General features: G+C 62.8%; 27 protein-coding genes. 23 read left to right on the top strand and 4 right to left on the bottom strand.

Annotation, left to right across the window (positions count from 1 at the left end):
• Positions 1-79: 79 nt before the first annotated feature.
• The 12 genes from OO12_RS00770 (at position 80) to tatC (ending at position 12,907) form a co-directional block, all read left to right on the top strand.
• The gene (locus OO12_RS00770; protein WP_034156704.1) at positions 80-2,206 is read left to right on the top strand and encodes an SPOR domain-containing protein; all 2,127 of its coding nucleotides are present in this window, start codon (positions 80-82) and stop codon (positions 2,204-2,206) included.
• Between the two features lie 31 nt (positions 2,207-2,237).
• Positions 2,238-3,401 (top strand): deoxyguanosinetriphosphate triphosphohydrolase, encoded by a 1,164-nt coding sequence (locus tag OO12_RS00765; RefSeq protein ID WP_034156703.1) that lies wholly within the window; start codon positions 2,238-2,240, stop codon positions 3,399-3,401.
• 117 nt (positions 3,402-3,518) lie between these two features.
• Positions 3,519-5,027, top strand: a complete 1,509-nt coding sequence (locus OO12_RS00760; RefSeq protein ID WP_152616190.1) for a DUF1800 domain-containing protein — start codon at positions 3,519-3,521, stop codon at positions 5,025-5,027.
• A 3-nt stretch (positions 5,028-5,030) separates the two neighbouring features.
• Positions 5,031-6,182 carry a DUF1501 domain-containing protein gene (locus OO12_RS00755; protein WP_034156701.1) on the top strand — a complete coding sequence of 384 codons (1,152 nt, stop codon included), beginning with the start codon at positions 5,031-5,033 and terminating at the stop codon, positions 6,180-6,182.
• A 200-nt stretch (positions 6,183-6,382) separates the two neighbouring features.
• Positions 6,383-8,107: an arginine--tRNA ligase gene (argS, locus tag OO12_RS00750; protein WP_034156700.1), complete on the top strand. Its 1,725-nt coding sequence runs from the start codon at positions 6,383-6,385 to the stop codon at positions 8,105-8,107.
• Between the two features lie 3 nt (positions 8,108-8,110).
• On the top strand, positions 8,111-8,836 hold the full coding sequence (locus tag OO12_RS00745) for an SPOR domain-containing protein (protein ID WP_034156699.1): 726 nt from the start codon (positions 8,111-8,113) through the stop codon (positions 8,834-8,836).
• Between the two features lie 125 nt (positions 8,837-8,961).
• Positions 8,962-9,969, top strand: a complete 1,008-nt coding sequence (locus OO12_RS00740; RefSeq protein WP_034156698.1) for a glycoside hydrolase family 3 N-terminal domain-containing protein — start codon at positions 8,962-8,964, stop codon at positions 9,967-9,969.
• Between the two features lie 60 nt (positions 9,970-10,029).
• Entirely contained in the window at positions 10,030-10,758 is a 729-nt protein-coding gene (locus tag OO12_RS00735) for a segregation and condensation protein A (protein ID WP_034156697.1), read from the top strand.
• Positions 10,755-11,333 carry an SMC-Scp complex subunit ScpB gene (gene scpB, locus OO12_RS00730; protein ID WP_034156696.1) on the top strand — a complete coding sequence of 193 codons (579 nt, stop codon included), beginning with the start codon at positions 10,755-10,757 and terminating at the stop codon, positions 11,331-11,333. The genes OO12_RS00735 and scpB overlap by 4 nt, the downstream gene beginning before the upstream one ends.
• Positions 11,334-11,362: 29 nt before the next feature.
• Positions 11,363-11,593 (top strand): twin-arginine translocase TatA/TatE family subunit, encoded by a 231-nt coding sequence (locus OO12_RS00725; protein ID WP_034156695.1) that lies wholly within the window; start codon positions 11,363-11,365, stop codon positions 11,591-11,593.
• 52 nt (positions 11,594-11,645) lie between these two features.
• Positions 11,646-12,128, top strand: a complete 483-nt coding sequence (tatB, locus tag OO12_RS00720; protein WP_034156694.1) for a Sec-independent protein translocase protein TatB — start codon at positions 11,646-11,648, stop codon at positions 12,126-12,128.
• Positions 12,125-12,907, top strand: coding sequence for a twin-arginine translocase subunit TatC (gene tatC, locus OO12_RS00715; protein ID WP_034156693.1), 783 nt, complete (start codon positions 12,125-12,127; stop codon positions 12,905-12,907). The genes tatB and tatC overlap by 4 nt, the downstream gene beginning before the upstream one ends.
• Positions 12,908-12,979: 72 nt before the next feature.
• Here the strand turns inward: tatC and OO12_RS00710 are convergent, their stop codons facing one another.
• The 3 genes from OO12_RS00710 to OO12_RS28980 all read right to left on the bottom strand — a co-directional run bounded on the left by OO12_RS00710 (position 12,980) and on the right by OO12_RS28980 (position 15,380).
• Positions 12,980-13,114: an entericidin A/B family lipoprotein gene (locus OO12_RS00710; RefSeq protein ID WP_034156692.1), complete on the bottom strand. Its 135-nt coding sequence runs from the start codon at positions 13,112-13,114 to the stop codon at positions 12,980-12,982.
• 282 nt (positions 13,115-13,396) lie between these two features.
• On the bottom strand, positions 13,397-14,986 hold the full coding sequence (locus OO12_RS00705; RefSeq protein WP_235364625.1) for a sensor histidine kinase: 1,590 nt from the start codon (positions 14,984-14,986) through the stop codon (positions 13,397-13,399).
• A gap of 7 nt (positions 14,987-14,993) precedes the next feature.
• Positions 14,994-15,380: a NepR family anti-sigma factor gene (locus OO12_RS28980; RefSeq protein WP_152616189.1), complete on the bottom strand. Its 387-nt coding sequence runs from the start codon at positions 15,378-15,380 to the stop codon at positions 14,994-14,996.
• Between the two features lie 20 nt (positions 15,381-15,400).
• Here OO12_RS28980 and OO12_RS00700 point away from each other — a divergent pair, with 20 nt between their 5' ends.
• The 11 genes from OO12_RS00700 to OO12_RS00650 all read left to right on the top strand — a co-directional run bounded on the left by OO12_RS00700 (position 15,401) and on the right by OO12_RS00650 (position 25,207).
• Complete coding sequence (locus OO12_RS00700; RefSeq protein WP_034156691.1) at positions 15,401-16,198, top strand: response regulator; 798 nt, start codon at positions 15,401-15,403, stop codon at positions 16,196-16,198.
• A gap of 97 nt (positions 16,199-16,295) precedes the next feature.
• On the top strand, positions 16,296-16,433 hold the full coding sequence (locus tag OO12_RS28850; protein ID WP_034156690.1) for a hypothetical protein: 138 nt from the start codon (positions 16,296-16,298) through the stop codon (positions 16,431-16,433).
• Between the two features lie 85 nt (positions 16,434-16,518).
• Positions 16,519-17,160, top strand: coding sequence for a sigma-70 family RNA polymerase sigma factor (locus OO12_RS00690; protein ID WP_034156837.1), 642 nt, complete (start codon positions 16,519-16,521; stop codon positions 17,158-17,160).
• A gap of 302 nt (positions 17,161-17,462) precedes the next feature.
• The gene (gene glnE, locus OO12_RS00685; RefSeq protein WP_082006250.1) at positions 17,463-20,147 is read left to right on the top strand and encodes a bifunctional [glutamate--ammonia ligase]-adenylyl-L-tyrosine phosphorylase/[glutamate--ammonia-ligase] adenylyltransferase; all 2,685 of its coding nucleotides are present in this window, start codon (positions 17,463-17,465) and stop codon (positions 20,145-20,147) included.
• Complete coding sequence (locus OO12_RS00680; protein WP_034156689.1) at positions 20,147-20,620, top strand: peroxiredoxin; 474 nt, start codon at positions 20,147-20,149, stop codon at positions 20,618-20,620. Before glnE ends, OO12_RS00680 begins: the two co-directional genes overlap by 1 nt.
• Positions 20,621-20,893: 273 nt before the next feature.
• Positions 20,894-22,090 (top strand): peptidoglycan DD-metalloendopeptidase family protein, encoded by a 1,197-nt coding sequence (locus OO12_RS00675; RefSeq protein ID WP_034156688.1) that lies wholly within the window; start codon positions 20,894-20,896, stop codon positions 22,088-22,090.
• Positions 22,091-22,175: 85 nt separating this feature from the next.
• The gene (gene erpA / locus OO12_RS00670) at positions 22,176-22,517 is read left to right on the top strand and encodes an iron-sulfur cluster insertion protein ErpA (RefSeq protein WP_034156687.1); all 342 of its coding nucleotides are present in this window, start codon (positions 22,176-22,178) and stop codon (positions 22,515-22,517) included.
• A 6-nt stretch (positions 22,518-22,523) separates the two neighbouring features.
• Positions 22,524-23,294, top strand: a complete 771-nt coding sequence (gene xth / locus OO12_RS00665) for an exodeoxyribonuclease III (protein ID WP_034156686.1) — start codon at positions 22,524-22,526, stop codon at positions 23,292-23,294.
• Positions 23,295-23,390: 96 nt separating this feature from the next.
• Positions 23,391-24,185 carry a transporter gene (locus OO12_RS00660; RefSeq protein ID WP_034156685.1) on the top strand — a complete coding sequence of 265 codons (795 nt, stop codon included), beginning with the start codon at positions 23,391-23,393 and terminating at the stop codon, positions 24,183-24,185.
• 176 nt (positions 24,186-24,361) lie between these two features.
• Positions 24,362-24,604 (top strand): hypothetical protein, encoded by a 243-nt coding sequence (locus tag OO12_RS00655; protein WP_034156684.1) that lies wholly within the window; start codon positions 24,362-24,364, stop codon positions 24,602-24,604.
• A gap of 345 nt (positions 24,605-24,949) precedes the next feature.
• Complete coding sequence (locus OO12_RS00650) at positions 24,950-25,207, top strand: hypothetical protein (RefSeq protein ID WP_034156683.1); 258 nt, start codon at positions 24,950-24,952, stop codon at positions 25,205-25,207.
• A 51-nt stretch (positions 25,208-25,258) separates the two neighbouring features.
• Here the strand turns inward: OO12_RS00650 and OO12_RS00645 are convergent, their stop codons facing one another.
• The gene (locus OO12_RS00645) at positions 25,259-26,416 is read right to left on the bottom strand and encodes a hypothetical protein (RefSeq protein ID WP_034156835.1); all 1,158 of its coding nucleotides are present in this window, start codon (positions 26,414-26,416) and stop codon (positions 25,259-25,261) included.
• Positions 26,417-26,460: the final 44 nt, after the last annotated feature.

Raw genomic sequence — 26,460 nt, 5'->3', positions numbered from 1 at the left:
GGTTCGCGTCGGCTTGGCGCGCCGTCATGTCGCCGGACATTGCCGGTTCAGCCAAGCCAGCGTCTAGGCTGACCGACTGATGCGACTGTTCCGACGTTCCGATGCCGCCACGCTTGCGCTCGCCCTGTCATTGGCGGCGACCGCCATGCCTGTGCGCGCGCAATATGCCATCGTCCAGGCACCGACACCCGATGCGGATGCGCTGGCGGCCGAGATGCGGCTGCTCGCCGCCAATCCGGGCGATGTGGAGGCGCTTGTTCGTGCCGGAGAACTGACCCTGAAGCTTGATGATGCGACGGCTGCGTCTGGCTTTTTCGCACGCGCGGAGCGTCTCGATCCGCGAAATCCCAGGATCAAGGCTGGGTTGGGGACCTTGCTCGTCCAGGGTGGGCGACCGGGCGAGGCGCTGCGCCGCTTTGCCGAGGCGGAATCGTTTCGGGGCGATGTGCGCCTGTTCGTGGCGGACCGAGGGCTTGCCTATGATCTGATCGGTGAACAGGAGCGAGCGCAACGCGATTATCGACTGGCCCTGAAGAATGGGCCGGCCGATGAGACGATCCGGCGTTACGCTTTGTCGCTGGGCATTTCCGGACGGCGGGACGAGGCCCTGTCGCAGCTCGATCCACTGCTTCGCCGCAGCGACCGCGCGGCGTGGCGCGCACGCGCCTTCATCCTTGCGATGACGGGCGACACAAATGGAGCCGAGCGGATTGCGACGAGCATGATGCCGGGCGGCCTTGCCCAAGGGCTGGAGCCCTTTTTCCAGCGATTGCCGCAACTGAGCGCAGTCGATCGCGCGTTCGCGGTGCATTTCGGCGAGGTGCGCGGCTCGGTGCAGCGCATGCAGGATGCGCGGTTGGCGCCGCCTTTGCCGGCATTGCAACCCGAGCCCGGACGGCCAGTGGTGATGGCGAGCACGGTGAAGCCGCCCGTGCCGGTGGTTGAGAAGAAGGATCGTCGCGACCGCAAGCGGGACAGGAAAGACAAGAGCGGCAATGACCCTGTCCGGCTCGCGACCGCAACGACGACTCCGCCGGTCCCGCTGCCGGCGCCCCCGGCCTATGTCGGGCCACCGGTGAGCAGGGAAATCGTGCAGGAGATACCGGGCCGGACAGAGGTGGTGCGAGCAACGCCATCGCGCGCGGGCGGTGAATTGCCGCCGGTTACGTTGGCCTCTGCCCGGCCCGTGACGATCACGGCTGTGCCGGCGCCGCGCCGCGACATGGCGCCGATACCCTCGGTTGCCCGACCGGTGGTTGAAGAGAGCAAGCCCGTCGTCGCGTCAGCGCCCGTTGTCACGAAGCTACCGACGTCGCCAGCACCCGTGATGGACGGGAGCGGGTCGGATACGGCTGAAGAAGGGCCCGACGTCCTCGAGAATCCGTCCACGACTCAATTCGCGCCTGCCGCTGTTACCGCACCGCATGTTATAGTCGCTGTGTCGCCGGTCGATCGGCCCATGCCCGCGCCCGTACAATCCGCGCCATCGTCCAAACCCGTATCAGCGCCACCGGCCCAGCAGCCAGTAGCGACCGTCACGTCTGAACTGCATCCACCAGGCGCGGCGCGCGGCGAGGATTCGATCCTGTCGAAGATCATCGCCAATATCACGGTGCCCGGGTCCGAGCTTGGCGTGGATCCGGTCCAGGCGCCGCCCGAGCCCAATCCTGTGCCTGAGGTCGCGCCGATCAAGCTTGCCGAAGCGCCGCCTGCACGAGTTGAGCCGAAGCCTTTGACTACCGCCAAGCCCGCGCCCGATGATGCCGCCATCCAGGCCAAGGCGATCGTCGATCAGAAAGCGGCGGAGAAGAAGGCCAGCGACAAGAAACTCGCAGACAAGAAGTTGGCGGACAAGAAGCTCGCCGACAAGAAATTGGCCGATGCCAAAAAGGCCGAGGAACTCAAGAAGAAGAACGACCCCAAGATTCTCGAGCCGTCGCGGATCTGGGTGCAGGTCGCGGGTGGCGCCAATGAGGCAAGTCTGGCCAAGGAATGGGCGCGGGTGCGTGACAAGTCGCCCGCGGCGTTCAAGGGAAAATCGGGCTGGACCACGCCGCTGCGTCTGACCAACCGGGTGCTGACCGGGCCATTCAAGACCAATGAAGAGGCACGCGCCTTCGTCAATCTGATCGCGAAATCGGATATTTCGGGGTTCACCTTTACCAGCGAAGCAGGGCAGAAGGTCACCAAGCTTGGCGGTAAATGAGGGGGCGGTAAATGAGGATGGTCCCGGCATCATGAGGACAGCGGTGCCCTGGGCTTCCGATCCGGCGCACAGCAAAGGGCGCCAGCACAAGGAGCAGGGCAGCACCGAACGCGGGCCACGCGACGCGTTTCAGCGCGATCGCGATCGGATCGTCCACTCGATCAGCTTCCGGCGATTGCGCCACAAGACCCAGGTTTTCCTGTCGCCGGACGGCGATCATTTCCGTGTCCGGCTGACCCACAGCATCGAAGTCGCGCAAATCGGGCGCACGATCGCACGTGCGTTGGGCTTGAACGAGGATCTGACCGAGGCACTGTGTCTGGCGCACGATATCGGTCATCCACCCTTCGGTCATGCCGGCGAGGACGCGCTGAAAGCCGCGTTGGCCGGGCAGGGCGGCTTCGACCATAATGGCAATACGCTGCGCGCGCTGATGGAAATCGACAGCCCTTATCCACGCTGGAACGGGCTCAATTTGACTTGGGAGACGCTCGAAGGACTGGCCAAGCATAACGGGCCGATCGCCGAGCCGGGCTGGGCGCTGGCAGCAGCGAATGCTGCTTTCCCCTTCGACCTTGGCCGCTGGCCATCATTGGAGGCGCAGGTCGCGGCGATCGCCGACGACATCGCCTATGACAATCATGATATCGATGATGGCTTGCGTGCCGGATTGCTCAGTCTCGACCAGTTGATGGCGGTGCCGGTGGTCGCACGGGGCTGGACTGACACGCGCGCGCGCTTTACCGATGTCCCGCTGGAACGACTGACCGGCGAGTTGATCCGGGGACAGATCGGCGCGATGGTCAATGACGTGATCGCCGAGACCCGGACGCGGCTGGCGGCGGCGAGGATCGAAACGGCAGCGGATGTGCGGTCCGCGGGGCAGCTGGTCGGTTTTTCGCACGGCATGCGCGAGGACGAACGCGCGCTCAAGCGCTTCATGTACGACAATCTCTATCATCACCCGCGCCAACTGGCGGCGGCGGATGCGGCGCACGGCGTGGTTGCCGGCCTGTTCGCGGCCTATCATGCCGATCCGATGCTGATGCCGGAATCATGGTCGTCGCGGCTGCCCGATAGCGAGCCCGAGCGCAGCCGTCATATTGCCGATTTCATCGCCGGTATGACCGATCGCTATGCTGTCACGCGTTATCGCGACGTGGTTGGATCGATCGTGTTGCCCGAGGGGTTCTGACCTCCCTTGGCGGTGTCGCGCGACAAGCTGTACGAAACGAACGACAAAACCCGCTACTGGCACACTCTTGCGACAAACCCGGTATAGTCATTGTCCTGGGGCGCCAGGGAAAGGCCTATGTCGCAGGCTAGTATTGCATTGAATCGCTTCGGGCTGGGCGCGCGCGCGGATGATGCGGTGCCGGAAGGTCCAGCTGGATATCTGCTGGGCCAGTTCGACCGGTATGAGGCGCGGCCCGCGGCGATCGCTGCGATGCCGACGCGGCGTCAGGTCGCGGGCGAACTGGCCGATTATCTGACCGAAGCGCGCCAATTGCGCGCAATGTCCGGTTCGCGCTCTATGTCCGTCGCCGCCGAGGCCGCAACGATGATCGGCGACAATCCGGCAATGAGCACAGCAACGACCGCTGCGGCGGCCGGCAAGATGGTTGACGATGGCAAGGACCCCATCAGGCAGGCGCGGCAATTCGCACAGCGTCAGGGTCGCGACAATTACGTCACGGCGGTCGGCGGCCGGGCTCTTTCTTCGCTGACCAGCGCCGCGCCGTTCGTCGAGCGGCTGGTGCATTTCTGGTCCAATCATTTCGCGGTATCGGCCGACAAGCTGACGGTGATCGGCCTGGCCGGACTGCTCGAATTCGAAGCGATCCGGCCGCATGTGCTGGGCAAGTTCAGTGACATGTTGGCGGCGGTCGAGCGGCATCCGGCCATGCTGCTCTATCTCGATCAAGCGGAATCGATCGGCCCGAACAGTCCGATCAGCAGCCGTGCCGCCAATCGCCCCAATCGCAGGCTGGGGTTGAACGAGAATCTGGCGCGCGAAATATTGGAACTGCACACGCTGGGGGTACGCACCGGCTATTCGCAAGCGGATGTGACCGAATTTGCACGTGCGCTGACTGGCTGGACAGTCTCGGGCCTGACCAACGGCCCGGTTGCGCGGGTGGTCGGAGTGGATGGTGTCCCCGGCGATTTCGTGTTTGCCGAGCGGATCCATGAACCGGGTGCGCGCATGATCATCGGCAGGAGCTATGCGCAGGACGGGGAGCGGCAGGCGCAGGCGGTGCTGTCCGATCTCGCCGTGCATCCGGCGACCGCGAAGCATATCGCCACCAAATTGGCGCGGCACTTCACCGGTGATGCGCCTGCGCCCGCCTTGGTCACGCGGCTCGAAACGGCATTTCTGACATCGGACGGCGACCTGCCAACTGTCTATCGCGCGCTCATCGCAGCACCCGAAGCCTGGAGCGAATCGAATTCGAAGTTCAAGACACCCTGGGAATGGTCGGTGTCCGCGATGCGCGCGCTGGGCATGAAGACGGTGCAGCCGTTGGTCGTCAACGGTCTGCTCAATCAACTTGGTCAGCCGATATGGCGACCGGGATCGCCCGCCGGTTACGACGATATCAATGCCAGTTGGGCCGGTCCCGACGCCGTGATGCGTCGGGTCGAGGCGGCGGAACGATTCGCGACCCGGGCCGGCGGGGCGATCGACGCTCGCGCGCTCGCGCCGAAGCTTTTCCCCGCTGCGGTCGGGGCTTCGACGACTCAGGCGCTGGCACGCGCGGAAAGCCCGGGGCAGGCGCTTGCCTTGCTTCTCGTCGCGCCAGAATTCATGCGGAGATAGGCGATGATCGACCGTCGTTCCCTGATCGGCCGCGGTGCGCTCGGATCTCTGGCGTTGCTGGCCCCAAGCATCGCCTGGGCCAAGGCCGAAACCGACAAGCGCTTCGTGTTCATCATCCAGCGCGGTGCAGCGGATGGTCTCGGCACTGTCGCCCCGGTGGGTGATCCGGCTTTTGCCGGTGCGCGCGGCGTGCTGGCGGTTGATTTCGACAACGCCATGAAGCTCGATTCGATGTTCGCGCTGCATCCTTCTCTGGCCACGGTCGGCGGCCTCTACCGCCAGAACCAGGCCTTGTTCGCGCATGCCATTGCCTCACCTTATCGTGATCGATCGCATTTCGACGGGCAGAATGTCCTCGAGACGGGCGGTGCCGGTGCGTATCGCGTCAAGGACGGTTGGATGAATCGCATGCTCGGGGTGATCCCCTCCGGCGAGGCGAGAGCGATCGCGGTCGCCTCGGCAGTGCCGATGGCACTGCGCGGACCGCATGAGGTTTCATCCTATGCTCCCTCCAGCTTGCCCGATGCGTCGGATGATCTTTTGCAGCGCGTGACCATGCTGTACGAGGGAGACAGCCAACTCCACCAGTTGTGGAGCGAGGCGATGAATACGCGAAAGCTCACGGACGACCTGGCGGGCGATAATGGTCGTAACGCCTCAGCGACCGGCGCATTGGCGGCGAAACTGCTCGCCGCACCCGATGGCGCGCGAATCGCGATGATCGAGACCGGCGGCTGGGACACGCACGCGCAACAACGCGGCCGGCTGGGCACGCAACTCAAGGGGCTGGATGCGCTGATTGGCGCGCTGCAGGCGGGGCTCGGTCCGCTCTGGGCGGATACGATGGTGCTGGTCGCCACGGAATTCGGCCGGACGGTGGCGGTAAATGGAACTGGTGGAACCGATCACGGCACTGCGAGTTCAGCGATGCTGTTGGGTGGTGGCGTGAAAGGGGGGCGGGTGATTGCAGATTGGCCGGGCCTGGGTATGAGCGCGTTGTATGAGGGGCGCGATCTCAAGCCGACGATGCAACTCGACGCATTTATCGGTGGCGCGGTCGCAAGCCATTTCGACACCGATCCTGTTCGCACGATGATGACGCTTTTCCCCAATACACCGGGAACGCCGGTGGTGCAGGGGCTGCTGCGCGCCTGATAGAGCGCTTGTATGAGTTCCTCCCCCTCGGGGGAGGGGATCGGCGGGGCACCGCTATTTCGTAGGCTCAACCAAGAAGGGGTTGTGCCTCGCCGGTCCAAAATTCCCCAGCGCGCGAATTTGCGCATGAGGTGAAATTTGAAGCGCGCGTCCGCTTCGGCTAAGGGCCGCGCTCGCCTCTGACATCGACCGGACCAGCCATGACCCTCTATACCCGTTTCGCCGCGCATCTCGATGCGGCGCTCGATACGCTTGTTGCGTCGGGCGACTTGCCCGCTGGGCTGGATCGCGCCGCCGTGACGGTCGAGCCGCCGCGCGATGTGACGCATGGCGATCTCGCCACCAACGCCGCGATGGTGCTGGCCAAACCCGCCGCGACCAACCCGCGCGCGCTGGCCGAAAAGATCGCCACCGAACTCGGCAAGCTCGATGAGGTCGAGACGGTATCGGTCGCAGGACCCGGGTTCATCAATCTGGCGCTGACCGAGGACACGTGGCGCGCCGAACTGTCCGCGATCCGCGACGAGGGTGAGGATTATGGCAAGTCGTCGCGCGGCAAGGGCGTAACCGTCAATGTCGAATATGTCTCCGCCAACCCGACCGGCCCGATGCATATGGGGCATTGCCGCGGCGCGGTGGTTGGCGACGCGCTGGCCAGCCTGTTGGAATTTGCCGGGCACAAGGTGATCCGCGAATATTATGTCAACGATGCGGGCGGCCAGGTCGATGTGCTCGCGCGCTCGGTGCACCTGCGGTACCGCGAGGCGCTCGGCAACGATGTCGGCGAGATTCCGGAGGGGCTGTATCCCGGCGACTATCTGGTCCCCGTCGGCCAGGCGCTGGCCAGGGAATTCGGCGACACATATGCTGACGCGCCCGAAGCCGAATGGCTTGCGCCGTTCCGCAAGAGCGCGGTGGCGTCGATGCTGGTGCTGATCAAGGCTGATCTCGCGCTGCTCGGTATCCATCATGACTTGTTCTCGTCGGAAGCGGAATTGCAGGCGGCCGGCAAGCCCGAGGCGGCCGAGGCGGATCTGCGCGCGCGCGATCTGATCTATGACGGCGTGCTGGAAGCGCCAAAGGGCGAGACGCCCGAGGACTGGGAGCCGGTCGTGCTGCCGTTGTTCCGCTCGACCAAATTCGGCGATGATCAGGACCGACCGATCCGCAAGTCTTCAGGCGAATGGACCTATTTCGGTGCGGACCTCGCTTATCATTACCAGAAGGCACAAAGCGCCGACGCGCTGATCGACATCTGGGGTGCTGACCATGCCGGCACGGTCAAGCGCATCGTTGCAGCGGTGCAGGCATTGACCGGCGGCAAGACGCGCTTCGATGTGAAGTTGGTGCAGATGGTGCGGCTGCTGCGCGCTGGCGAACCGGTCAAGATGTCGAAGCGGTCGGGCAATTTCGTCACGCTTGCCGAGGTCGTGAACGAAGTCGGCAAGGATGTGGTCCGTTTCACCATGCTGACGCGGAAGTCGGACGCGCAGATGGACTTCGACTTTGCCAAAGTGGTCGAGGCGTCGAAGGACAATCCGGTCTTTTATGTGCAGTACGCCCATGCACGGATCGCATCGCTCGGCCGAAAGGTCGCGGAAGCGGGCATCACGTGCAGCACGGTCGATTTGTCCCAACTTGACACGCAGGAACTGGCGCTGGTGAAGCTCGCAGCGCAGTTTCCACGCATCGTCGACACGGCGGCGGCGGCACGTGAGCCGCATAGAATTGCTTTTTATCTCTATGACTTGGCGGCAGCGCTGCACGCGGCGTGGAATATGGGCAAGGACGATGCCGCCCGTCGCTTCATGATCGCGGACAACGCCGAGCTGACATGCGCGCGGCTTTTCTTGGCCGAGGCAATCGGGCAGGTTATCCGTAACGGACTCGGCATCATGGGGGTGCAGGCGGTCCAGGAGATGTAACAAATGGCCACGTCGAACGAATTCGACATGCGCGATGAAGATCGGCTGCCCTGGCTTGAAACCGTCGACGAGGATTATGACGACGGCCCGAGCATGCTTCGGATCGTCCTCTACGTCGCGCTTGGCCTGGCCCTGATTGCTGCGGCGATCTTCGGGTATCTCTATTATCAGAGGTCGCTTGGCGAAGCGGGTGACGGCACGCTGATCAATGCGCAAGAAGGCGAGTACAAGGTCAAGCCCGACGATCCGGGCGGCCTGAAGGTCGAAGGGGAGGGCGACAGCGCGATTGCGACGAGCGATGGCGCCGCGTCCGGCGATGCCAAGATCAATGTCGATGCAATCCCCGAGGCGCCGATCGCCGGCACCAAGGCGAAGACCGATGCGGCGACGGCGGGCGGTTCCAAGGCAGTCACAGCGGTCCCGGCCTCAAGCGGTGCGTTGAAGGCGGCGCCGACCGGCCCGGCGATCGCGGCTTCGGCTGGCGCATCTGGCGGCGCATTGGTGCAACTCGGTTCATTCCCCGACGAAGCGTCGGCCAACCAGGCCTGGGCCAAGACATCCAAGCGCTTCACCTATCTCGCGCCGCTCGGCAAATCGGTTCAGAAGGCCGAGGTCAATGGCCGGACGATGTACCGGTTGCGCGTCAATGCGGGCAGTGCGGGCCAGGCATCGAGCCTTTGCGGCAAGCTGAAGGTTGCGGGTGAGGCATGCTTCGTCGCGCATGACTGACGCGTAAAATTATTTCCCTCTGTCGGCGTGAGGGCTAGGGGTGGGTTTCTCTCCCCAGGATGAATATCCTGGGAAACCACTCCACCCCCGACCCGTCCCGTCCAGGGAGGGGAGAAGAGCGTGTCATGATTCCCGTCATTTACGGCCTGTCGGGCCTGACCATTACCGCGGACGAGCGCGCCTTTTTCCGCGCCACCGATCCGGCTGGCTATATCCTGTTCAAGCGCAATATCGAAAACCGGGTGCAGGTCCGCGCGCTGACCGACGACTTGCGTGCAATGACCGGGCGTGACGATCTACCGATCCTGATCGATCAGGAGGGCGGGCGTGTCGCGCGAATGCAGCCGCCCGAATGGCCCGCCTTTCCCGCAGGGCCTGTGTTCGATGCGCTATACGAAACCGCGCCGATCTCGGGCATCGAGGCGGCGCGCGCCAATGCCGAAGCGATCGCGCTGACGTTGGCCGAAGTCGGCATCACAGTCGATTGTCTGCCCTTGCTCGACGTGTCGCAGCCCGACACGACGGAGGCGATCTCGATCCGTGCGCTCGGCAGCGAGCCGATGCGGGTCGCCGCGATGGGGCGGGCGATCGTTGACGGGCTGCAGCGCGGCGGCGTGGTCGGCGTGGTCAAGCATATGCCGGGGCATGGTCGCGCCGTGGTCGATACGCACTACCATTTGCCGACCGTCACCGCGTCGGACGAGGACCTTGAGATCGACCTTGCGCCCTTCAAGGCGCTGGCCGGCGCGCCGATGGGCATGACGTCGCATATCGTGTTCCAGGCTTGGGATCCGGATCGACCCGCGACGCTGTCGCCGATCGTGATCGAGGAAATTATCCGCAAACGGATCGGCTTCGACGGACTGCTGATGACCGACGATATCGACATGAAGGCCCTGTCGGGTACGGCGGGTGACAAGGCGGCCGGCGCGATCGCTGCCGGATGCGATATTGTGCTCGATTGCTGGGGTCGGATGGCCGAGATGGAGGATATTGCGGAGCGGCTGGGCGAGATTTCGGCACGGTCGTTGGAGCGGCTCGATCGGGCGATGGCGACGATCGCCCACGCACGGCCCGAGGGTGACCTGGCGGCGCTGATCGCGAAGCGGGATCAATTGCTGGGCGTGACCTAGCTCACCCCGCAATTGCGGAGGATTGTGTTGCGGCACGACCAACGCTTACACCTGTTGCCGATGACCGATCCGGAAACCCTCACGCTCGACCTGGATGGCTGGGAAGGTCCGCTTGACCTGCTACTTGCGCTGGCGCGGCACCAGAAGGTCGATTTGCGCGAGATTTCGATCCTGGCACTGGTCGAGCAATATCTGCGTTTCATCGAAGAAGCCAAGGCGATCAAGCTGGAATTGGCCGCCGATTATCTCGTGATGGCAGCATGGCTTGCCTATCTCAAATCAGCACTTCTGTTGCCGCGTGACCCGCAGGTCGAACCCGATCCCGAAGAACTTGCGCTCCGCCTGCAGCTTCGCCTCGAACGGCTCAATGCGATGCGCGAAGGCGGCGCACGATTGATGGCACGCGACCGCACCGGGCGCGACGTGTTCCTGCGTGGGGCGCCCGAAGGCCTCAGGACCGTACGCAAAGCATTGTGGCAGGCGGAGATTTTTGACCTGATCGCCGCCTATGGGCGCATCACCGCACGCACGCGTCCGGTGATGCACATCGTCGCCAACCGGCCGGTGATGACCCTGGAGGCGGCATTGGAGCGAGTCTCGCGGCTGCTTGGCGAGCGAATCGACTGGAGCGTGATCGAAACGTTCCTGCCCGAAAGCGCGACGGGTATTTTCCGCAAGTCGGCGTTGGCTTCGAGCTTCGTCGCTGCACTGGAACTCGCGCGGCAGGGCAGGGTGGAACTGCGCCAGAAATCGCCCTTCGCGCCGCTTTATATCAAGGGTCCGGCATGACCCCGCCCGACGATCTCGCCCGCGCGGTTGAAGCGGTGCTGTTCGCAGCGACCGAGCCGATGACGGCAGAAGCGATTCGCGCGCACCTGAATGATGCGGCCGGTATCAGGGAAGCGCTCGAGACGCTGCAGCGGGATTATGCCGGGCGCGGCATCGAACTGGTTCGGCGCGGCGACCGCTGGCACTTCCAGACCGCCGCCGATATGGCGCATTTGCTGCGCCGCGATCGTGAAGAGCCGCGTAAACTGTCCCGCGCCGGGATCGAGACGCTGGCGATCATCGCCTATCATGAGCCCGCGACTCGCGCCGAGATCGAGGCGATCCGGGGCGTGCAAATCTCCAAGGGCACGATCGATGTGCTGATGGAAGCGGGCTGGGTCCGCCCGGCCGGTCGCCGCGAAGTGCCAGGGCGGCCTTTGCTCTATGCCACGACGCCTGAGTTTCTGGCGCATTTCGGTCTTTCGAGCCGGCGCGACCTGCCTGGAATCGATGATTTGAAGGCGGCGGGGCTGCTCGATCCGGTCGATCTCGCTTTCGAGCAGCTAGAGGTAGAATCTTCTGTCGAGGACGACTAGATAGGACCCAAGCTCCAAGGAGATGGGTAATGGGTAGTTTCAGCCTGGTTCACTGGCTGGTGTTCGGGATCGTTGCGATCCTGCTTCTCGGCGGCGGTCGTTTCTCCAATATGATGGGGGACGTCGCCAAGGGCATCAAGCAGTTCAAGAAGGGCATGGCCGAGGAAGACGACAAGGTCGATCCGGCGCGAATCGATGCCAAGAAGGTTCCCGATCCTGCGTTCGACCGCGATGGCGAGAAGCTTCGCGAAGAGCGTTGATCTGTTACCGTTGAACTATTGACCCGCGCGATTGCGCTGACAGGCCGTTTGAATGTTCGACGTCGCGCCTACAGAACTTCTCCTTATTGCTGCCGTCGCGCTGGTCGTCATAGGTCCGAAGGACCTGCCCAAGGCGATGCGTTTTGTGGGCTATTGGGTCGGCAAGGCGCGTGGGGTCGCGCGGCAATTCCGCTCGGGCTTCGATTCGATGGTGCGCGAGGCCGAACTGCAGGACATGGAAAAGCGTTGGGCGGCGGAGAATGAGCGGATCATGCGCGAGCACCCGCCGACCGCGCAGCATATGCTACCCATGCCTGCTGGCGAGACCGGCGGTGGTGCGTCGGAAGATGCGCCGCCGGTAACGGTCGAGATGCCGGTCGTAGCGCCCGCCCCGGCGACGGACGTCGCGTTGGTACCGGCGACGGACGTCGCGCTGGCACCTGCTCCCAGGGCAAAGCGAGCGCCTGCCAAGACAGCTGCGCCGCGCGCGTCGTCCGCAGCAAAAACGCCCTCCAAGGCCAAACCAAAACCGTGAACGAGACCAGCGAGATCGACGCCACTCGGGCGCCCTTGCTCGATCATCTGATCGAATTGCGACGGCGGTTGCTGTATTGCGCGGCTGCGCTGGTGCTGACGTTCATCGTCGCCTTTTATTTTTCGCGTCCGATCTTCGCTTTTCTGGTCCACCCGCTGGTCGCGGCAGGGCAGAGCAAAATCATCTACACGCAGATTTTCGAAGCTTTCTTCGTCCAGGTGAAAGTTGCGTTCTTCGCTGCGATGATGGCGTCTTTCCCGGTCATCGCGAACCAGTTGTGGCAATTCGTCGCACCAGGCTTGTATCGCCAGGAAAAGCGCGCCTTGCTGCCGTTCCTGCTCGCGACGCCGATCCTGTTCATCATGGGCGCGGCGATGGCTTATTATATCGCGGTGCCAATGGCGTTGCATTTCTTGCTCTCGTACCAGGGCGATCTGGGCGGCATTCAGCAGGAGGCGCTGCCTTCGGTCGGCAATTATCTCGATTTCGTGATGCAGTTCCTGTTCGCGTTCGGCCTGTCATTTCTGCTGCCGGTGCTGCTGATGCTGCTTGAGCGCGCCGGGATCGTGACACGCAAGCAACTGGTCAGCGCGCGGCGCTATGCCATTGTTGCTGCCTTCGCGATTGCTGCCGTGTTGACGCCACCCGATATCGGATCGCAACTGCTGCTCGCGGTTCCTCTGGTGATGCTCTACGAAATTGCGCTGATCGGGATTTGGTTCACTGAGCGCAAGCGCGCCAAGGAAGCGTCCACGATCGACGCCGGCGAGAGCGCCTGACAAGAAAAAACCCTCTCCCGATGCCGGGAGAGGGTTTCGCCCCACGCCATCGCTGGCGAACCGAGAAACGGTTTATTTAGCGCTGTTGGCGGTCTTTGCGACGGTGTCGCCAGCCGACCTGATGTCACGGCCGACGCCTTCGACTGTATTGCACGCGCTGACCAGCAACGCTGCCGCGACAACGGCCATTCCCATAACTTTGCGCATCGGTGATCTCCTGCTTGAAGGCCTATGCCCTGCCGGATCAATGATCGACCCCGGACCTTCGTTCCGCAGCCGGTAATGATTCGCCGCAAGATGGTCTGTGAAGAGCTGAGACGATTTGGGCCCGGAAGCGCCACCGGGGGGGGGAGGTTGACGCGTCCGGGCCCATGTCTTGGATAGCGAGAGCGGGGGGGCATAAAGTCACTATCCGAATATCAGAACGTGCTTGCCTAAATCGAGTTCCACGGTTTTCGAAAAAAATTCGAATCTTTTGAATCTTTTGAATCAATCGCGTCCGGTGATGGCGACGGCAATCTCGTAGGCACCGATCAGCGGGTCGTGATGCAGCTTGGAACGGAGCTGACGCGACAATCCCTCGATCACCCGGCCATAGCGTTCAGTCACGATCTCGCGCAGCGCGTCGCCTTCGATCAGAGCAGGGGAGCTGACGCGGAGAACCGCGCGATCCGGTGTGTCTGCGCCCTTGACCGAAATCCTGATTTGCGCCGACGGATTGCAGCTCATTGCCAGTTCGACGATCTCGGTAATCAGGAACGCGACTGCGATCGCCACATCCTGATTGACCAGATAGGGTTCGACGTCGAGGGTGATGCCGATCTGCGATGGCCCCTCCGGCGCCGTGGCGCGGATATTTGAGGCGAGCTCGCCGACTACCGAGCGCAGCGACAGTCCGCGATGTTCCTCCATCTCAGCGAAATGGTGGCGGTGAACCACTGCGAGCGCATCGACACGGCGCTGGATACCGGCATAGGCATCGGTCGCTTCGCGCGATTTGGCGCCGCGAGCGTGGAAGTTGATCAGGCTGGCGATGACCTGAAGATTGTTTTTCACGCGGTGATGCACTTCGCGTGTCAGTCGGGTTTGCCGGACCAGTCCTTCAGCCAACCCGGCTTCATGTTCCGCGACGGTGCGGCTGATCATCCGAAACGTATCGCCAAGCTCGCGGATTTCCTGCGCCGGAAGGGCGCGTACTTGTGCGGGATCGATTTCCTCACCGGGCACATAAGCGGCAACGCTTGTGCGTAATTGCCGCAACGGACGAATCAGCAAGCGGTCGACGACGAACCAGCTGATACTGGCGGCAGCCGCCCACATCAGGATCGGAAGCAGCAGCGCGATCAGCAACGGCGAGGTGATCGGCAAGCTGCGCACGCTCATCTGCAGGCTCAGTCCGCCGATGCCGAGTTGCTGATGCAATGTTTCGCGGCGCTCCAACGGCCCGCTAGAAGGCAGATTTATCAGTCTCACTGCTTCATCGCCGTGCAGCAGCGTGGCGGCATAAGCTGCGGTAAAGCCACTTGGCCGTCCGATGTCGGCTAGAAATGGAGCGGGAAAATAAGCACTTGCGGTTGCCGCGCCCTTGGCGCCCTTGATGGCGAGAACCAGGCCCCGGTCGGGCACCAGTCGGGCCGCGATCGGAGCATCGCTGGCCGCCGGCGCCAGCGCCATTTCGGGCGGCAGGGTGGTACCGCACAGCACGCGCCCCGCATCATCGGTAATCATGAAACGAGTGCCGGCCGATGCCTGTTGCGCAAAGACACCCTGAACCCGCGCGCAGTTCGGCGCATCGCCCGGGTCGCTGTCGAGCGCATTGAGCGCGACTCGCAGCGCGGTCATGTCGCCGACCAGTTCGATTGCCAGTTTGCGCGCGCTTTCCGACATGGCGACGCTCAATCGCGTCCGCGCATCGGCATCGGCATTCTGCGTGGTCTTCAGTGTGGCGAAAAAGGCGATGATTGCCAAAGGCAGCAGAGCGGTACTCAGGATCAGGAAAATCTTCGCGCCGGTCGGAATCTGTGACAGGAATAGCGATGAGCGGCTAACGACAACGCGCTCGGTGACCGGTTCGATCACGCGACCGTCAGTCGAGCTTACCCAGAAGGTCGAGCATTTCGGCGGGAATGTCCTCTTCCACGGTCTTTTGATAGACAGTGCGCAACGCGGCTCCCATGTCGCGATCCTTATTCTGGACCTTGGCCGCCCCGGAAGCTTGCGGCTTTTTCAAAGACTCGTCGCCCGAACTCAATGTCGTCCCCCCTGAGCATCCGGCGAAAAACCGGGCATACCGGAAAAAAACGGCCGGGAAAGCCCGGTCGATTTGTCGCGCATACAGCCCGCGACGATAGCATGAAACAAAAGATCGTCTCGTTTGTTCCACGTTTGATGCAAAAAGGCCCGACACTTCCGTATGGGCAGCAAAACGCGTTGCATTGGCGATACGCCCCTTCCAAAAGGGCGGCGCTTTCACGTCAGGAGACCCCGACAGCCATGTCGCTTGGACAGCAGCTTGCCCCCCATCTTCCTTTCCTGCGCCGCTACGGCCGCGCCCTGACCGGGAGCCAGTCACATGGCGACCGCTATGTTCGCGCGACGCTGGAAGCGATCGTTGCGGCCCCGGCCGAATTCCCGCGCGATGTCGATCCGCGGCTTGGCCTTTACCGGACATTCCAGGCGATCTGGAATTCGACTAATTATGACGAGACGCCGGAGAATTCGGGCAGCGACGATTACGAATCGATCGCTCGCGCGCGGCTCGCGCGGATGACCCCTCTTTCGCGTCAGGCCTTGTTGCTGACCGCGATGGAGGGCTTTACGCCCGAAGATGCGGCCTATCTGATCGAAGTCGATGCGAGCGAGGTCGACAGCCTTGTCGCCGAGGCGCTGTCGGAAATCGACAAGCAGACCCGCGCTCGCGTTCTGATTATCGAGGATGAACCGATCATCGCGATGGATATCGAGGCGATCGTGCGCGACCTCGGCCATGATGTGACCGGCGTCGCCGTCACCCGCGACGAAGCCGTCGCGCTGGCGATGGAGGACCGGCCTGGCCTGGTGCTGGCCGACATCCAGCTTGCTGACGACAGTTCGGGCATCGACGCAGTCAAGGATATTCTGGCGGAGTTCCGCGTGCCGGTGATCTTCATCACTGCCTTCCCGGAGCGCCTGCTGACCGGGGAGCGGCCCGAGCCGACTTTCCTGATCACCAAGCCGTTCCAGCGCTCCACGGTCAAGGCTGCGATCAGCCAGGCACTGTTCTTCGATCAGGCAACCGTTCCGGCCGCCTGATCGGGCACCGGGAGGCCGGCAGCAGGCTTCAAGACGAAAAATGCTGCCGGCAGGATAACGATACGGACCCAAAACGGTTTTCGTGGGTTGAACCCGCATGACCGACCAGGAAGAAACCCATATCAGTGGCCAGGACGCCCGCGCGGGCGCGACGCCGAAGATGACGCGCTATATTCTCGGCATCTCATTGCCATTGGTCATCGTGATCTTTGCTCTTCTATTGCTTTGGCGCTGAGCCCAAGCAATTGAAATCTGGCGCGTGCTGGCTTTTGCTGGCCGCTCGCCCTATGTTTGTCGCCAGCGATACGAAACGGATGTGCATGACTGAGGCCGACGCGAACGACGACGATATCGGCCAGGAGCCGGTCGAGCACGTTCCGCTTTCAGATCCCGAGTTCAAGAAGGAGCTGGCGCAGGTCATTCCGCATCTGCGCGCCTTTGGTCGCTCGTTATCCGGTAATCGCGACCTGGCCGATGATCTGGTGCAGGAAACGCTGATGAAAGCATGGGCGGCGCGCCAGCGCTTTCAGGCCGGCACCAACATGCGCGCCTGGACCTTCATCATCCTGCGCAACCTCTATCTTAGCCAGATGCGTCGCGCGCGCTTCAAGGGCGAGTGGGACGATCTGGTCGCCGATCGCATCCTTGCCGCGCCTGCAAGCCAGGACAAGCATGTCGAGCTGGGGGATATGCAACGCGCTCTGCTGCATTTGCCCCAGCCGCAGCGCGAAGCGCTGATCCTGGTCGGCGCGGGCGGTTTCGCTTATGAGGAGGCGGCTGAGATTTGCGGTGTCGCGGTCGGCACGATCAAGAGCCGTGTCGCGCGTGGACGCGTTGCGCTCGAGACGATCCTCAACGATGGCTCATTACCGTCGCGGCGGACGCACAGCAATGAAGCGGGCATGACGGCGCTCGACACGATCATGGGTGATGTCGAAGAATTGAGTCGCGACCGGGGGTAATCTCCCGGGACCGAACCTGGCGGTCCGGTTCGGATCGCTTAAAATCGAGCGGGCGTCGCCTCGACCTGATCGAGGTTTTTCAGCAGCGCCGCCAGATCGTCGGGCATTCCATCTTGCTGAAAAGCCGACCGTAATGCACGACCGATCATATCCCCCGCACGCGGCGGCTGGACAATGAATGAGCCTGTGGAATTTTCCCCCGGGGCCGGTGATAATGGCTTCGACATGCGCGCTAAACGCCTGACATCGAAAATTGTTGCTTGCCAGGGCTTTGTCTCCGGGCCGATGTCCCTGATCAGTACATGACCAGCGCGCCAACCGACCCCATGATCATCGATGCCGTCGCGCGGGCGGCGGTCGATGCGCCATTTCTGGCGATGATCATGGGCCGTGAGCCGGAGATCGTGGCATGCGCGCAAACTGGCGTGTTGCCGGCCCTCGACACCGTGGCGATCGACGATCCCGCCATGCCGGTCGCACGGCGTTTGCGGCTGGAGCGGCGCCGGTTGGCACTGATTGTTGCATTGGGCGATCTGGCCGGGACGCTCGATCTGACTTCCGTCACCGGCGCGTTGAGCGGTTTTGCCGACCGCGCGCTCGACACGGCGATCCGCACCGCGATCCATGAACGCACGCCGGATGCCGAACCGGTTGGTTTCGCCGCAATCGCGCTCGGTAAACAGGGTAGCCACGAACTCAATTATTCGTCCGATATCGATCCGATCCTGATCTTCGATCCCGACAGTTTGCCGTGCCGCCCGAAGGAGGAGCCACAAGAAGCAGCAGTACGGATCGGCAAGCGCGTGGTCGAATTGCTCCAGGCGCGCGATGGCGATGGCTATGTTCTGCGCGTCGATCTCCGTCTGCGACCATCGCCCGAGGCAACACCGATCGCGCTGCCGGTCGATGCGGCGATTTCCTATTATGAATCGCAAGCACTTCCGTGGGAGCGTGCCGCCTTCATCCGTGCGCGTGCGGCGGCCGGCGATATCGACCTGGGCCGGCGCTTCTTGGAGGCGGTGCGCCCATTTGTGTGGCGGCGCGCACTCGATTTCGGCGCCATCGGCGAGATCAGGGGTATTTCCCGCCGCATCCGCGATCATCATGCCCAGGGCCAGCTATTTGGCCCCGGTTTCGACCTGAAGCGTGGTCGCGGCGGTATCCGGGAAGTCGAATTCTTCGCGCAGATCCATCAACTCATTCATGGCGGCCGTGACCCGGCGCTGCGCGCGCCCGCGACGCGCGACGCCCTGGCACAGCTGGCCGGGGCGGGGTGGATCGGAGCCGATGAAGCGGCGGCAATGATCGCCGCCTACACCTTGTTTCGCACCGTCGAACATCGCGTTCAGATGATTGATGATCGCCAGACGCATCATTTGCCGGTTGGCCCGGCGCTGGATGGCGTCGCGCGGCTACATGGCGTCGCGGATGCGGATGCGTTGCTCGACTTGTTGCGTCCGCATGTCACTCGCACCGCGCAAATCTATGATTCGATCGAGCCGGAGGACAATAGCGCACTGTCGAGCGATCCCGAGCGACTTGCCGAGCAACTGGCCGCCGCGGGATTCGCCGACATTGAGGGGGCCGTGCAGCGCATCGTGCAGTGGCGCGCCGGCAGCTATGCCGCATTGCGCAGCCCGGCCGCACTGGAAGCGCTGGAGGCGGTGTTGCCGGGTCTGGTCGAGGCGCTCGGCCTGTCGCCGGATCCGCATGCCGCGATCCTCCGGCTTGACGCGATGTTGGCGCGATTGCCGAGCGCGATCAATTTTCTGCGCCTGATCGAAGCGCGGCCTGCCTTGGCACGATTGCTCGGCGCAATCCTGAGTCATGCCGCGCCGCTTGCGGAGGCACTCGGGCGGCGTGCGGAGCTGCTCGACGGGCTTATCGATGCGACAGCGCTCGATCCGGTTGGACCGGTCGACCAACTCGCGGGGGAAATGGCGGCGGGTGAGGGTGATGCCGACTATCAGGCACAGCTTGATCATGTCCGCAAAGTCGTCGGCGAAAAGCGTTTCGCACTGGGTGCGCAGATTGTGGCCGGTGCGAGCGACCCACTCGATGTGGCGGCAGGCTATGCTCGCGTCGCCGAGGCGGCGATCGAGACGCTGGCGCGTGCCACCATAGCCGAATTCGCGCTCCGGCATGGGCATGTGCCGGACAGTGAACTGGTGATCCTCGCATTGGGCCGAATGGGCGGTGGCGTGATGACACACGCGTCGGATCTCGATCTGATCTATCTGTTCACCGGAGATTTTTCAGCTGAATCCGATGGCGACAAGCCTTTAGGCGCAGTGCTTTATTATAATCGGCTTGCACAGCGTCTTACGGCGGCTCTATCGGTCTCGACCGCATCCGGGCCGCTCTACGAGGTGGATACGCGGCTGCGCCCGTCGGGTACGCAGGGGCCGCTCAGTGTCTCGCTCGACGGATTTGCGCGCTACCAGCGCGAGAGCGCCTGGACCTGGGAGCATATGGCACTGACGCGCGCCCGGCCGGTATTCGGCTCGGCGGCGGCGCGCGCGGCGGTGATCGCGGTGATCGACGATGTGCTGGCGGGGAATCGGCCCGAGCGCGACGTCATTGCCGAGGCTGCGGCAATGCGGAGCGAGATGGCGATGCATAAGCCTCCCCAGGGCCCGCTCGATGCCAAGCTGCTGCCGGGAGGGCTGGTCGACCTGGAATTCGCGGTTCATGTCGCGCAACTGACTCATGTCGCCGGGTTCGATCCGCATCTCGGCCGGGCGATCGACCGACTGATTGCCGCCGGCCTGGCACCGCCCGCGATGAAGGCGGCGCATGATCTGCTCACGCGCATGATCGTCACGCTGCGGCTCGTCGCGCCTGAGGCGGAAATGCCCGCGCCGGCGACTCAGGCGCTGATTGCGCGCGCCCTGGGGATCGAAAGCTGGGATGCGGCCATTGCCTCGTTCGATCGGACGCGGCAGGAAGTCGGCGACTTCTGGCATGCGGTATCGGGGAGAGAGTGATGGCTGAAAAGATCGCGGAAGGATCGAAGCTCCCGGATGCCGATCTGGCGACACCAAGTGGCGGCCGGATCAATTTGCGCGACTATGCCGGCAAGCCGTTCGTGCTGTATTTCTATCCCAAGGACGATACCGCCGGCTGCACGCGCGAGGCGCAGGATTTCAGTCAACTCTATCCGGAAATCCGCGCGCTCGGTGCGGAGATTCTCGGAGTGTCGCGCGACACGCCGGCCAAGCATCAGAAATTCATCGACAAATATGATCTGACCGTGCCGCTCGCGACCGATGACAAGGATGAAGCGATTGATGCATTTGGTGTCTGGGTCGAAAAGAGCCTGTACGGCAGGACCTATATGGGCATCGACCGTTCGACCTTTTTATTCGACGCGCAAGGAACGCTCATTCGCACCTGGCGACGGGTACGCGTACCCGGCCATGCCGCTGCGGTGCTGGAGGCGATCAGGGCGCTCGATTGAGCGCGTGAATCGCGAATTCGGCCAGTAGATTCGGCGCTAAACGCACCAAATCGTCATTGGTTCATCGACAATTTTCGCCACGATTAAGCGAGCGTTCAACGACTCGCCGTGCAACTCAGCCGGTTTGCCCCGCTAAGCCGCTTCAGCTCTTGCTGTACTGTGACAACGTGAGTCAGAACCCGGTCGTCAAGAACGCGGAGGGGCTGCGATCGAGACGACAAAAAGGAGGGCCGGTATGTTTCGGCACTTCCAAAAATGGTCGCTGGGGACTCAATGAGCAAGATTTCAATCGCGTCCGCCGCGAAGCTAATCGCGCGGTACCAGACGTATTTTACCACGCGTGATGTGATTTTTCACGATGGCCGCGACCTTCGCCGGTTTAGCATTGGTGGCCGCACCCAGGCCATGATGGCAGGCGTTGCCGGCATCACCTTGTGCTTTTCGGCCTATGGCGTGGCGCAGGCCGCGGTCGGCGCGGTGGCGCTGAGCGGTATCGTCGATGCCCCGTTGTCGCCGGAGGCCAAGGTTGCGCAAATGCAGGCTCGGGTCTCCAAGATGCAGGCCGATGTTGCGGCGATCAAGAATGTCGCTGAGGCGCACGCCGCCCGTGTCGAACAGCGCCAGGCGCTGATCTCCGCCGTGATGACCGGCAAGGCCGATCCCCGCGCCCTGTCGATGGCGACCCCAACCATCGATCCGGAAGACGCCAAGGTGGCTGCTGATGTGATCAAGCCGCTTCAGCAAGTCGAGAGCCGCCAGGTTTCGCTCGCCGTGAAAGCCCGTCAGGCCGCTGAGCAGCGCTATGCGATGACCATACAGCATGTGCGCCGCCTCGGCATCGCGCCTGAGCGCTTTGCCACTCGCGCGAAAATGCCGGCAATGGGCGGCCCGTTCGAAGCCGCCGACAGCGCCGAAGCAACCGCTGAAGCGCGTGCCGACCTTCAATTCCGCTCGCTGTTCATGACCTGGAAGAAGCTTGATTCGCTCGAACAGGGCGTGATCGCGATCCCATCGGTTCAGCCAGTCGAGCATCTCAGCTTCACCAGCAATTACGGCGTGCGCTCCGATCCGTTCCGCGGCACCGCGGCGATGCATGCAGGGGTCGATATCCCCGGTCCGCTCGGCACGCCGGTCTATGCCACCGCCGATGGCATCATTGGCCGCGCCGAACGTGCGGGCGGCTATGGCAACCTGGTTGAGATCAACCATGGCAAGGGCATCCAGACGCGCTATGGCCATCTGTCGAAGATTCTTGTTGCCGCCAATACCCGGGTGAAGCGGGGCCAGCTGATCGCGCTGATGGGTTCGACCGGCCGTTCGACCGGCAGCCATCTTCATTATGAAGTTCGTATCGATGGCCATGCGGTCAATCCGGTTCCGTTCCTGCAGACGGCCGATTATCTGCAGGCTGTGCAGGATCGCGCGCTCAAGATGACCCCGACGTCGATCGGTGGACCTGCCGGCCAGTAATTTTCTTTCCTCTTCTCCCGTTCGGAGAAGGGGGAGAATTGATCGGCTGGTTGCCGTCACACGCGCGACCGCCTATCTCCTGACCATGGCCACATTAGCTCAAGCCGAGATCACCCTGACGCCGTCCGCGGCGTCGCGTGTCGCCGCGATTGCCGCGCGACAGGGAAAGCCTGCCATCCTGCGGCTCGCGGTCGATGGCGGGGGATGTTCCGGCTTTCAGTACAAGTTCGAGCTCGCCGATGCGGTGGCCGATGATGATACGGTAGCTGAGACCGAAGCGGTCAAGCTTGTGGTCGATCCGATCAGCCTTGATCTCGTGCGCGGCTGTGCGGTCGATTATGTCGAATCGCTTGGCGGTGCGGCATTCAAGGTCGAGAATCCCAATGCTGCGTCCGGCTGTGGCTGCGGCTCCAGTTTTTCGGTCTGATCCGCCTTGAAGATCGTCACCTATAATGTGAACGGCATCAAGGCGCGCCTGCCGCGCCTGGTCGAGTATCTCACCGAACAGCAGCCCGATGTGGTGTGCCTGCAGGAGTTGAAGTCCAGCGACGAGACTTTTCCGGAAGCGGACATCCGCGCTGCCGGCTATGGTGCGGTGTGGCATGGCCAGAAGAGCTGGAATGGTGTCGCGGTGCTCGCCAGGGGCAGTGATCCGGTCGAGCGCCAGCGTGGTCTGGCTGGGGAGACCGAAGACGACCATAGCCGCTATCTTGAGGCCGAGGTTGACGGCGTGGTGATTGCCTCGATCTATCTCCCCAATGGTAATCCCCAGCCAGGGCCGAAATTCGACTATAAATTGCGTTGGATCGAGCGCCTTGCTGCACGCGCGCGCGATCTGTTGGCTGAAGAAAAGCCGGTCGTGCTCGCGGGCGATTATAATGTCATCCCCAATGACGACGACACATTCTCGGTACGCGCGATGCAGGATGATGCGTTGATGCAGCCGGAAAGCCGCGAAGGATTTCGCCGCCTGGTCGCACAGGGTTGGACCGATGCGCTGCGCACCCGCCACCCAAAGGGCGGGGTATGGACCTTCTGGGATTACCAGGCCGGTGCGTGGCAGCGCGATGCGGGCTTCCGGATCGACCATTTGCTGCTCAGCCCGATCGCCGCCGATCGCCTCGTCGATGCAGGCGTCGACAAGGATTATCGCGCTCGCGAGAAAGCGAGCGATCACGCCCCCACCTGGGCGCGGTTGCGCTGACCGTGCGGTGGTGAGCTTCACCGTGCAGAAGATGCTTCATCGCAAAGGTGAGTTCGAAACCGCCCAGCGCGACAATCCCGCATCGGTCAGGTGGGTGTGAAGCGTCTGATCGCCGCCGCTGCGATCGCCTTGCTGCCCGGCATCGCACATGCCGAGGAACGCGATTATTGCCCGGAGCGTCCGGGTCTTGGTACCCCAGCCTGTACGATTGCGCCGGGCCGCGTGTCGGTCGAAACGGGTCTTGTCGACTGGACGCGCGATGAGGATTCGAGCCAGCGCAGCGATACGATCCTGATCGGCGATACTCTGGTGCGGATCGGCCTGACCGATACGATCGAAGCGCAGGTCGGATGGACGCCGTTCGGCCATATGCGGACGCGGGACAAGAATAGTGGCGCGATCGACCGTGCGAACCGGGTCGGCGACGTTTCGCTGGGTTTCAAGGCCAATCTGCGCAATCCCGATGGCAGCGGATTTGCCGTGGCGGTGCATCCGTTTGTGACGTTACCGACAGGGCGCAGCCCCATCGGGGCAGGGGATTGGGGGGCGGGGCTTGTCGTGCCGGCCACCTATGACCTGAGCAACACGCTCAACCTGGCATTCACGCCCGAACTCGATGCGGCGGTGGATCAGGATGGTAGCGGTCGGCACCTGGCGTTCAGCGGCACTGTGGGGCTTGCCGTCGCCCTCAACCATGAAGTGACCGGCACCATCGAGTTTCAGGCCCTGCGCGACGACGACCCGTCCGGCGCCACGACGCAAACACGGGCTGGTCTTTCGCTTGGCTGGATGGCGAGCGACGCGCTGCAACTCGATATCGGCGGTGCGGTCGGGCTCAATCATGCGAGCCCCGATGGAGAGCTCTATCTCGGAATTTCACGGCGCTTCTAGCGGTTTCGCAGTCGACGACCGGTGGAAATCGACGACCTCGGGCTTCCTGCTTGTAAGCTGATCGCGGTGAAATCAGTCCAGCCATCGAGATTGGCCGATGCGATCATTTGGGATAGTCAGAGTCGCGATAGGGTGGGGCTGGTGATGATGGGCCCGCATTGCAGTGGAGGAAGACGATGGGCAGGCAAGTTCTTCTGGTGCTTGCTGGTGGCATGCTGATGGCCACCACTCCCGCTGTCGCCAAGAAAGCGGCGGACCCGAATGCGGGCGCGGCACAAGCCGGTCAGGCCAAGCCACAAGTCAAGAAGCGCCGATATTGCGAGAGGGAAAGAGCCTCTGGCAACCGGATCGATACGACGACCTGCCTAAACCGTCAGGAGTGGCTGGAACGCGGGGTTGATCCGCTTCAGCCTCAATAGGCAGGTCGCCCACGGCACTCTCCGTCGCCGAGCCGCTCGCTGACATGCCAGGGTGCTTCCTCGTAAATCATGGGCGCGATCGCGGGGCATCCGGTTGGTGATCCGGGCGAACCCATTCGCAAATTCTTACCGGAAACCCAGCCATTGACGGGTGGTGCGGCTGGCATGGTCAATATGCGCCGATAATTGGCAATGGTTGCTGATCAATGGCACAAATTCCATTTCGACAAAAATTGCGCTGGCTTAAGTCGTTGAAATTGCGTCTTCTTAGTGTTTGGCACGACTAGTGCAGTAACACGGTAGCGGATCAAGGAGTATTGGTTCGCACCATAGCGGAGGAAGACAATGACCAATCCCGTCCTGTTGGCACTTGCGAGTGCCGTTCTGATCACCGCGACACCTGTTCTCGCCAACGACCCAGTGGCGCCAAGTGCAAGCGCTGCCCAGAGCGATGCGGCCCCAGCTCAGGTCAAGGCCAAGGCCAAAGAGACCAAATATTGCGTGGTTGAGAAGCTCACCGGCAGCCGTGTCGATACGAAAGTGTGCCTGACTCGCAAGGAGTGGCTGGCGCGCGATTACGATCCGCTCAAGGGTGATCAGTGATGAGCGCGGCCTGCGGTCCGGTTATCGGACTGCAGGCCACTCGCCGTCGCTTTACAGCGTTTTTTCGTAAATCTCATAGCGCCGGTTGACGGTGCATTCGATGATCTCGGCGATTGACCGCATTCCCTGATTGTCGTCGAGAATCCAGCCGATCTCGCCTCGCGACGCGCCGAAATTCGCCACTGCGTCACGGCGGATATATTCAATCATCATCAGCGCGAGCTGGCTGGCGAGCCGCGATGCCTGCATCCGCTTGACCACGCCCATCAACGGAACGCGCATCGTCCGAACCTTCGGCGCGCGCAACCACAGCAGCAATTTGGCCCAGCCGAACGGCAACAGGCTGCCATTGAGCGGCTTGATCGCTTCGTTGAGGTCGGGAAGCGTGATCATGAATGCGACGGGTTCGCCATCGACTTCGGCGATGCGGATCAGATCCTCGAACACAATGGGTTTCAGCTTCTTGCCGACATCATCGATCTCGGGCTGAGTCAGCGGTATGAAGCCCCAATTGTCCGACCAGGCGTCGTTGAGAATGGCCAGGATGGTTGCCGCCTCGTCGGCGAACTTCGCCTTGTTGACCTTGCGGATCACGATGCGGCTATTCTTCTCGCCGGCGGCGACGATGCGGCCAACGATTGGCGGGAATTCCTTCCTGATATCAAGTTCATAAGTATAGAGCGTCTTCACGCCCTTATAGCCTGCTTCCTCGATCCATTCCTGATAATGCGGCTTGTGATGGCCCATCATCACCGTTGGTGGATGGTCATGCCCCTCGACCAGCAGGCCGGGCTCTTCCCAGATCGACAAGCTGATTGGCCCTAGAGCACGAGTCATGCCCTGCGCCTTCAGCCAGCCCTCCGCAGCGGCGACCAGCGCGCGCCAGGTGTTGCGGTCTTCTGCCTCAACCATGCCCCAGCATCCGACGCCTGGCCCAAAACCCTGTTCGGGCGGCAAGGTCAGTGCGAGCGTGTCGATATGCGCGGAAATACGCCCGACCACCTGGTCACCGCGCGTGGCGATGAACAATTGTGCGATGGCATGGCTGAACCAGCCATTCTTCTTCGGGTCGATCTTGCCCGCCTCTTCGGATTTCAGCGGGGGTACCCAATTGGGGTCGTCGCTGTTGAGCCGATAGGCCAGGTCGATGAACGCCTTGCGGTCGCGCTTGCTGGTGACCGGGCGGATGGAGAGGGGGAGGGTGGCCAAGATGTGATCGCCTCTTTTCAGCAGGAGAGTGCAGTCCTGCTTGC

The sequence above is a fragment of the Sphingomonas sp. ERG5 genome (genome assembly GCF_000803065.1).
Taxonomy (GTDB): Bacteria; Pseudomonadota; Alphaproteobacteria; order Sphingomonadales; family Sphingomonadaceae; genus Sphingomonas.
Note: the sequence above shows the minus strand (reverse complement) of the source record. Positions and strands in the feature narration are given on the sequence as shown.

Coding starts and splice junctions, on each gene's coding strand:
- argS (WP_034156700.1), top strand. CDS start 6,383: ATGACCCTCTATACCCGTTTCGCCGCGCATCTCGATGCGGCGCTCGAT.
- OO12_RS28850 (WP_034156690.1), top strand. CDS start 16,296: ATGACCGACCAGGAAGAAACCCATATCAGTGGCCAGGACGCCCGCGCG.
- OO12_RS00680 (WP_034156689.1), top strand. CDS start 20,147: ATGGCTGAAAAGATCGCGGAAGGATCGAAGCTCCCGGATGCCGATCTG.
- OO12_RS00770 (WP_034156704.1), top strand. CDS start 80: ATGCGACTGTTCCGACGTTCCGATGCCGCCACGCTTGCGCTCGCCCTG.
- OO12_RS00710 (WP_034156692.1), bottom strand. CDS start 13,114: ATGCGCAAAGTTATGGGAATGGCCGTTGTCGCGGCAGCGTTGCTGGTC.
- OO12_RS00755 (WP_034156701.1), top strand. CDS start 5,031: ATGATCGACCGTCGTTCCCTGATCGGCCGCGGTGCGCTCGGATCTCTG.
- OO12_RS00745 (WP_034156699.1), top strand. CDS start 8,111: ATGGCCACGTCGAACGAATTCGACATGCGCGATGAAGATCGGCTGCCC.
- OO12_RS00760 (WP_152616190.1), top strand. CDS start 3,519: ATGTCGCAGGCTAGTATTGCATTGAATCGCTTCGGGCTGGGCGCGCGC.
- OO12_RS00650 (WP_034156683.1), top strand. CDS start 24,950: ATGACCAATCCCGTCCTGTTGGCACTTGCGAGTGCCGTTCTGATCACC.
- OO12_RS00700 (WP_034156691.1), top strand. CDS start 15,401: ATGTCGCTTGGACAGCAGCTTGCCCCCCATCTTCCTTTCCTGCGCCGC.
- OO12_RS00690 (WP_034156837.1), top strand. CDS start 16,519: ATGACTGAGGCCGACGCGAACGACGACGATATCGGCCAGGAGCCGGTC.
- erpA (WP_034156687.1), top strand. CDS start 22,176: ATGGCCACATTAGCTCAAGCCGAGATCACCCTGACGCCGTCCGCGGCG.
- glnE (WP_082006250.1), top strand. CDS start 17,463: ATGACCAGCGCGCCAACCGACCCCATGATCATCGATGCCGTCGCGCGG.
- scpB (WP_034156696.1), top strand. CDS start 10,755: ATGACCCCGCCCGACGATCTCGCCCGCGCGGTTGAAGCGGTGCTGTTC.
- OO12_RS00735 (WP_034156697.1), top strand. CDS start 10,030: ATGACCGATCCGGAAACCCTCACGCTCGACCTGGATGGCTGGGAAGGT.
- OO12_RS00740 (WP_034156698.1), top strand. CDS start 8,962: ATGATTCCCGTCATTTACGGCCTGTCGGGCCTGACCATTACCGCGGAC.
- OO12_RS00655 (WP_034156684.1), top strand. CDS start 24,362: ATGGGCAGGCAAGTTCTTCTGGTGCTTGCTGGTGGCATGCTGATGGCC.
- tatB (WP_034156694.1), top strand. CDS start 11,646: ATGTTCGACGTCGCGCCTACAGAACTTCTCCTTATTGCTGCCGTCGCG.
- OO12_RS00675 (WP_034156688.1), top strand. CDS start 20,894: ATGAGCAAGATTTCAATCGCGTCCGCCGCGAAGCTAATCGCGCGGTAC.
- OO12_RS00725 (WP_034156695.1), top strand. CDS start 11,363: ATGGGTAGTTTCAGCCTGGTTCACTGGCTGGTGTTCGGGATCGTTGCG.
- OO12_RS00765 (WP_034156703.1), top strand. CDS start 2,238: ATGAGGACAGCGGTGCCCTGGGCTTCCGATCCGGCGCACAGCAAAGGG.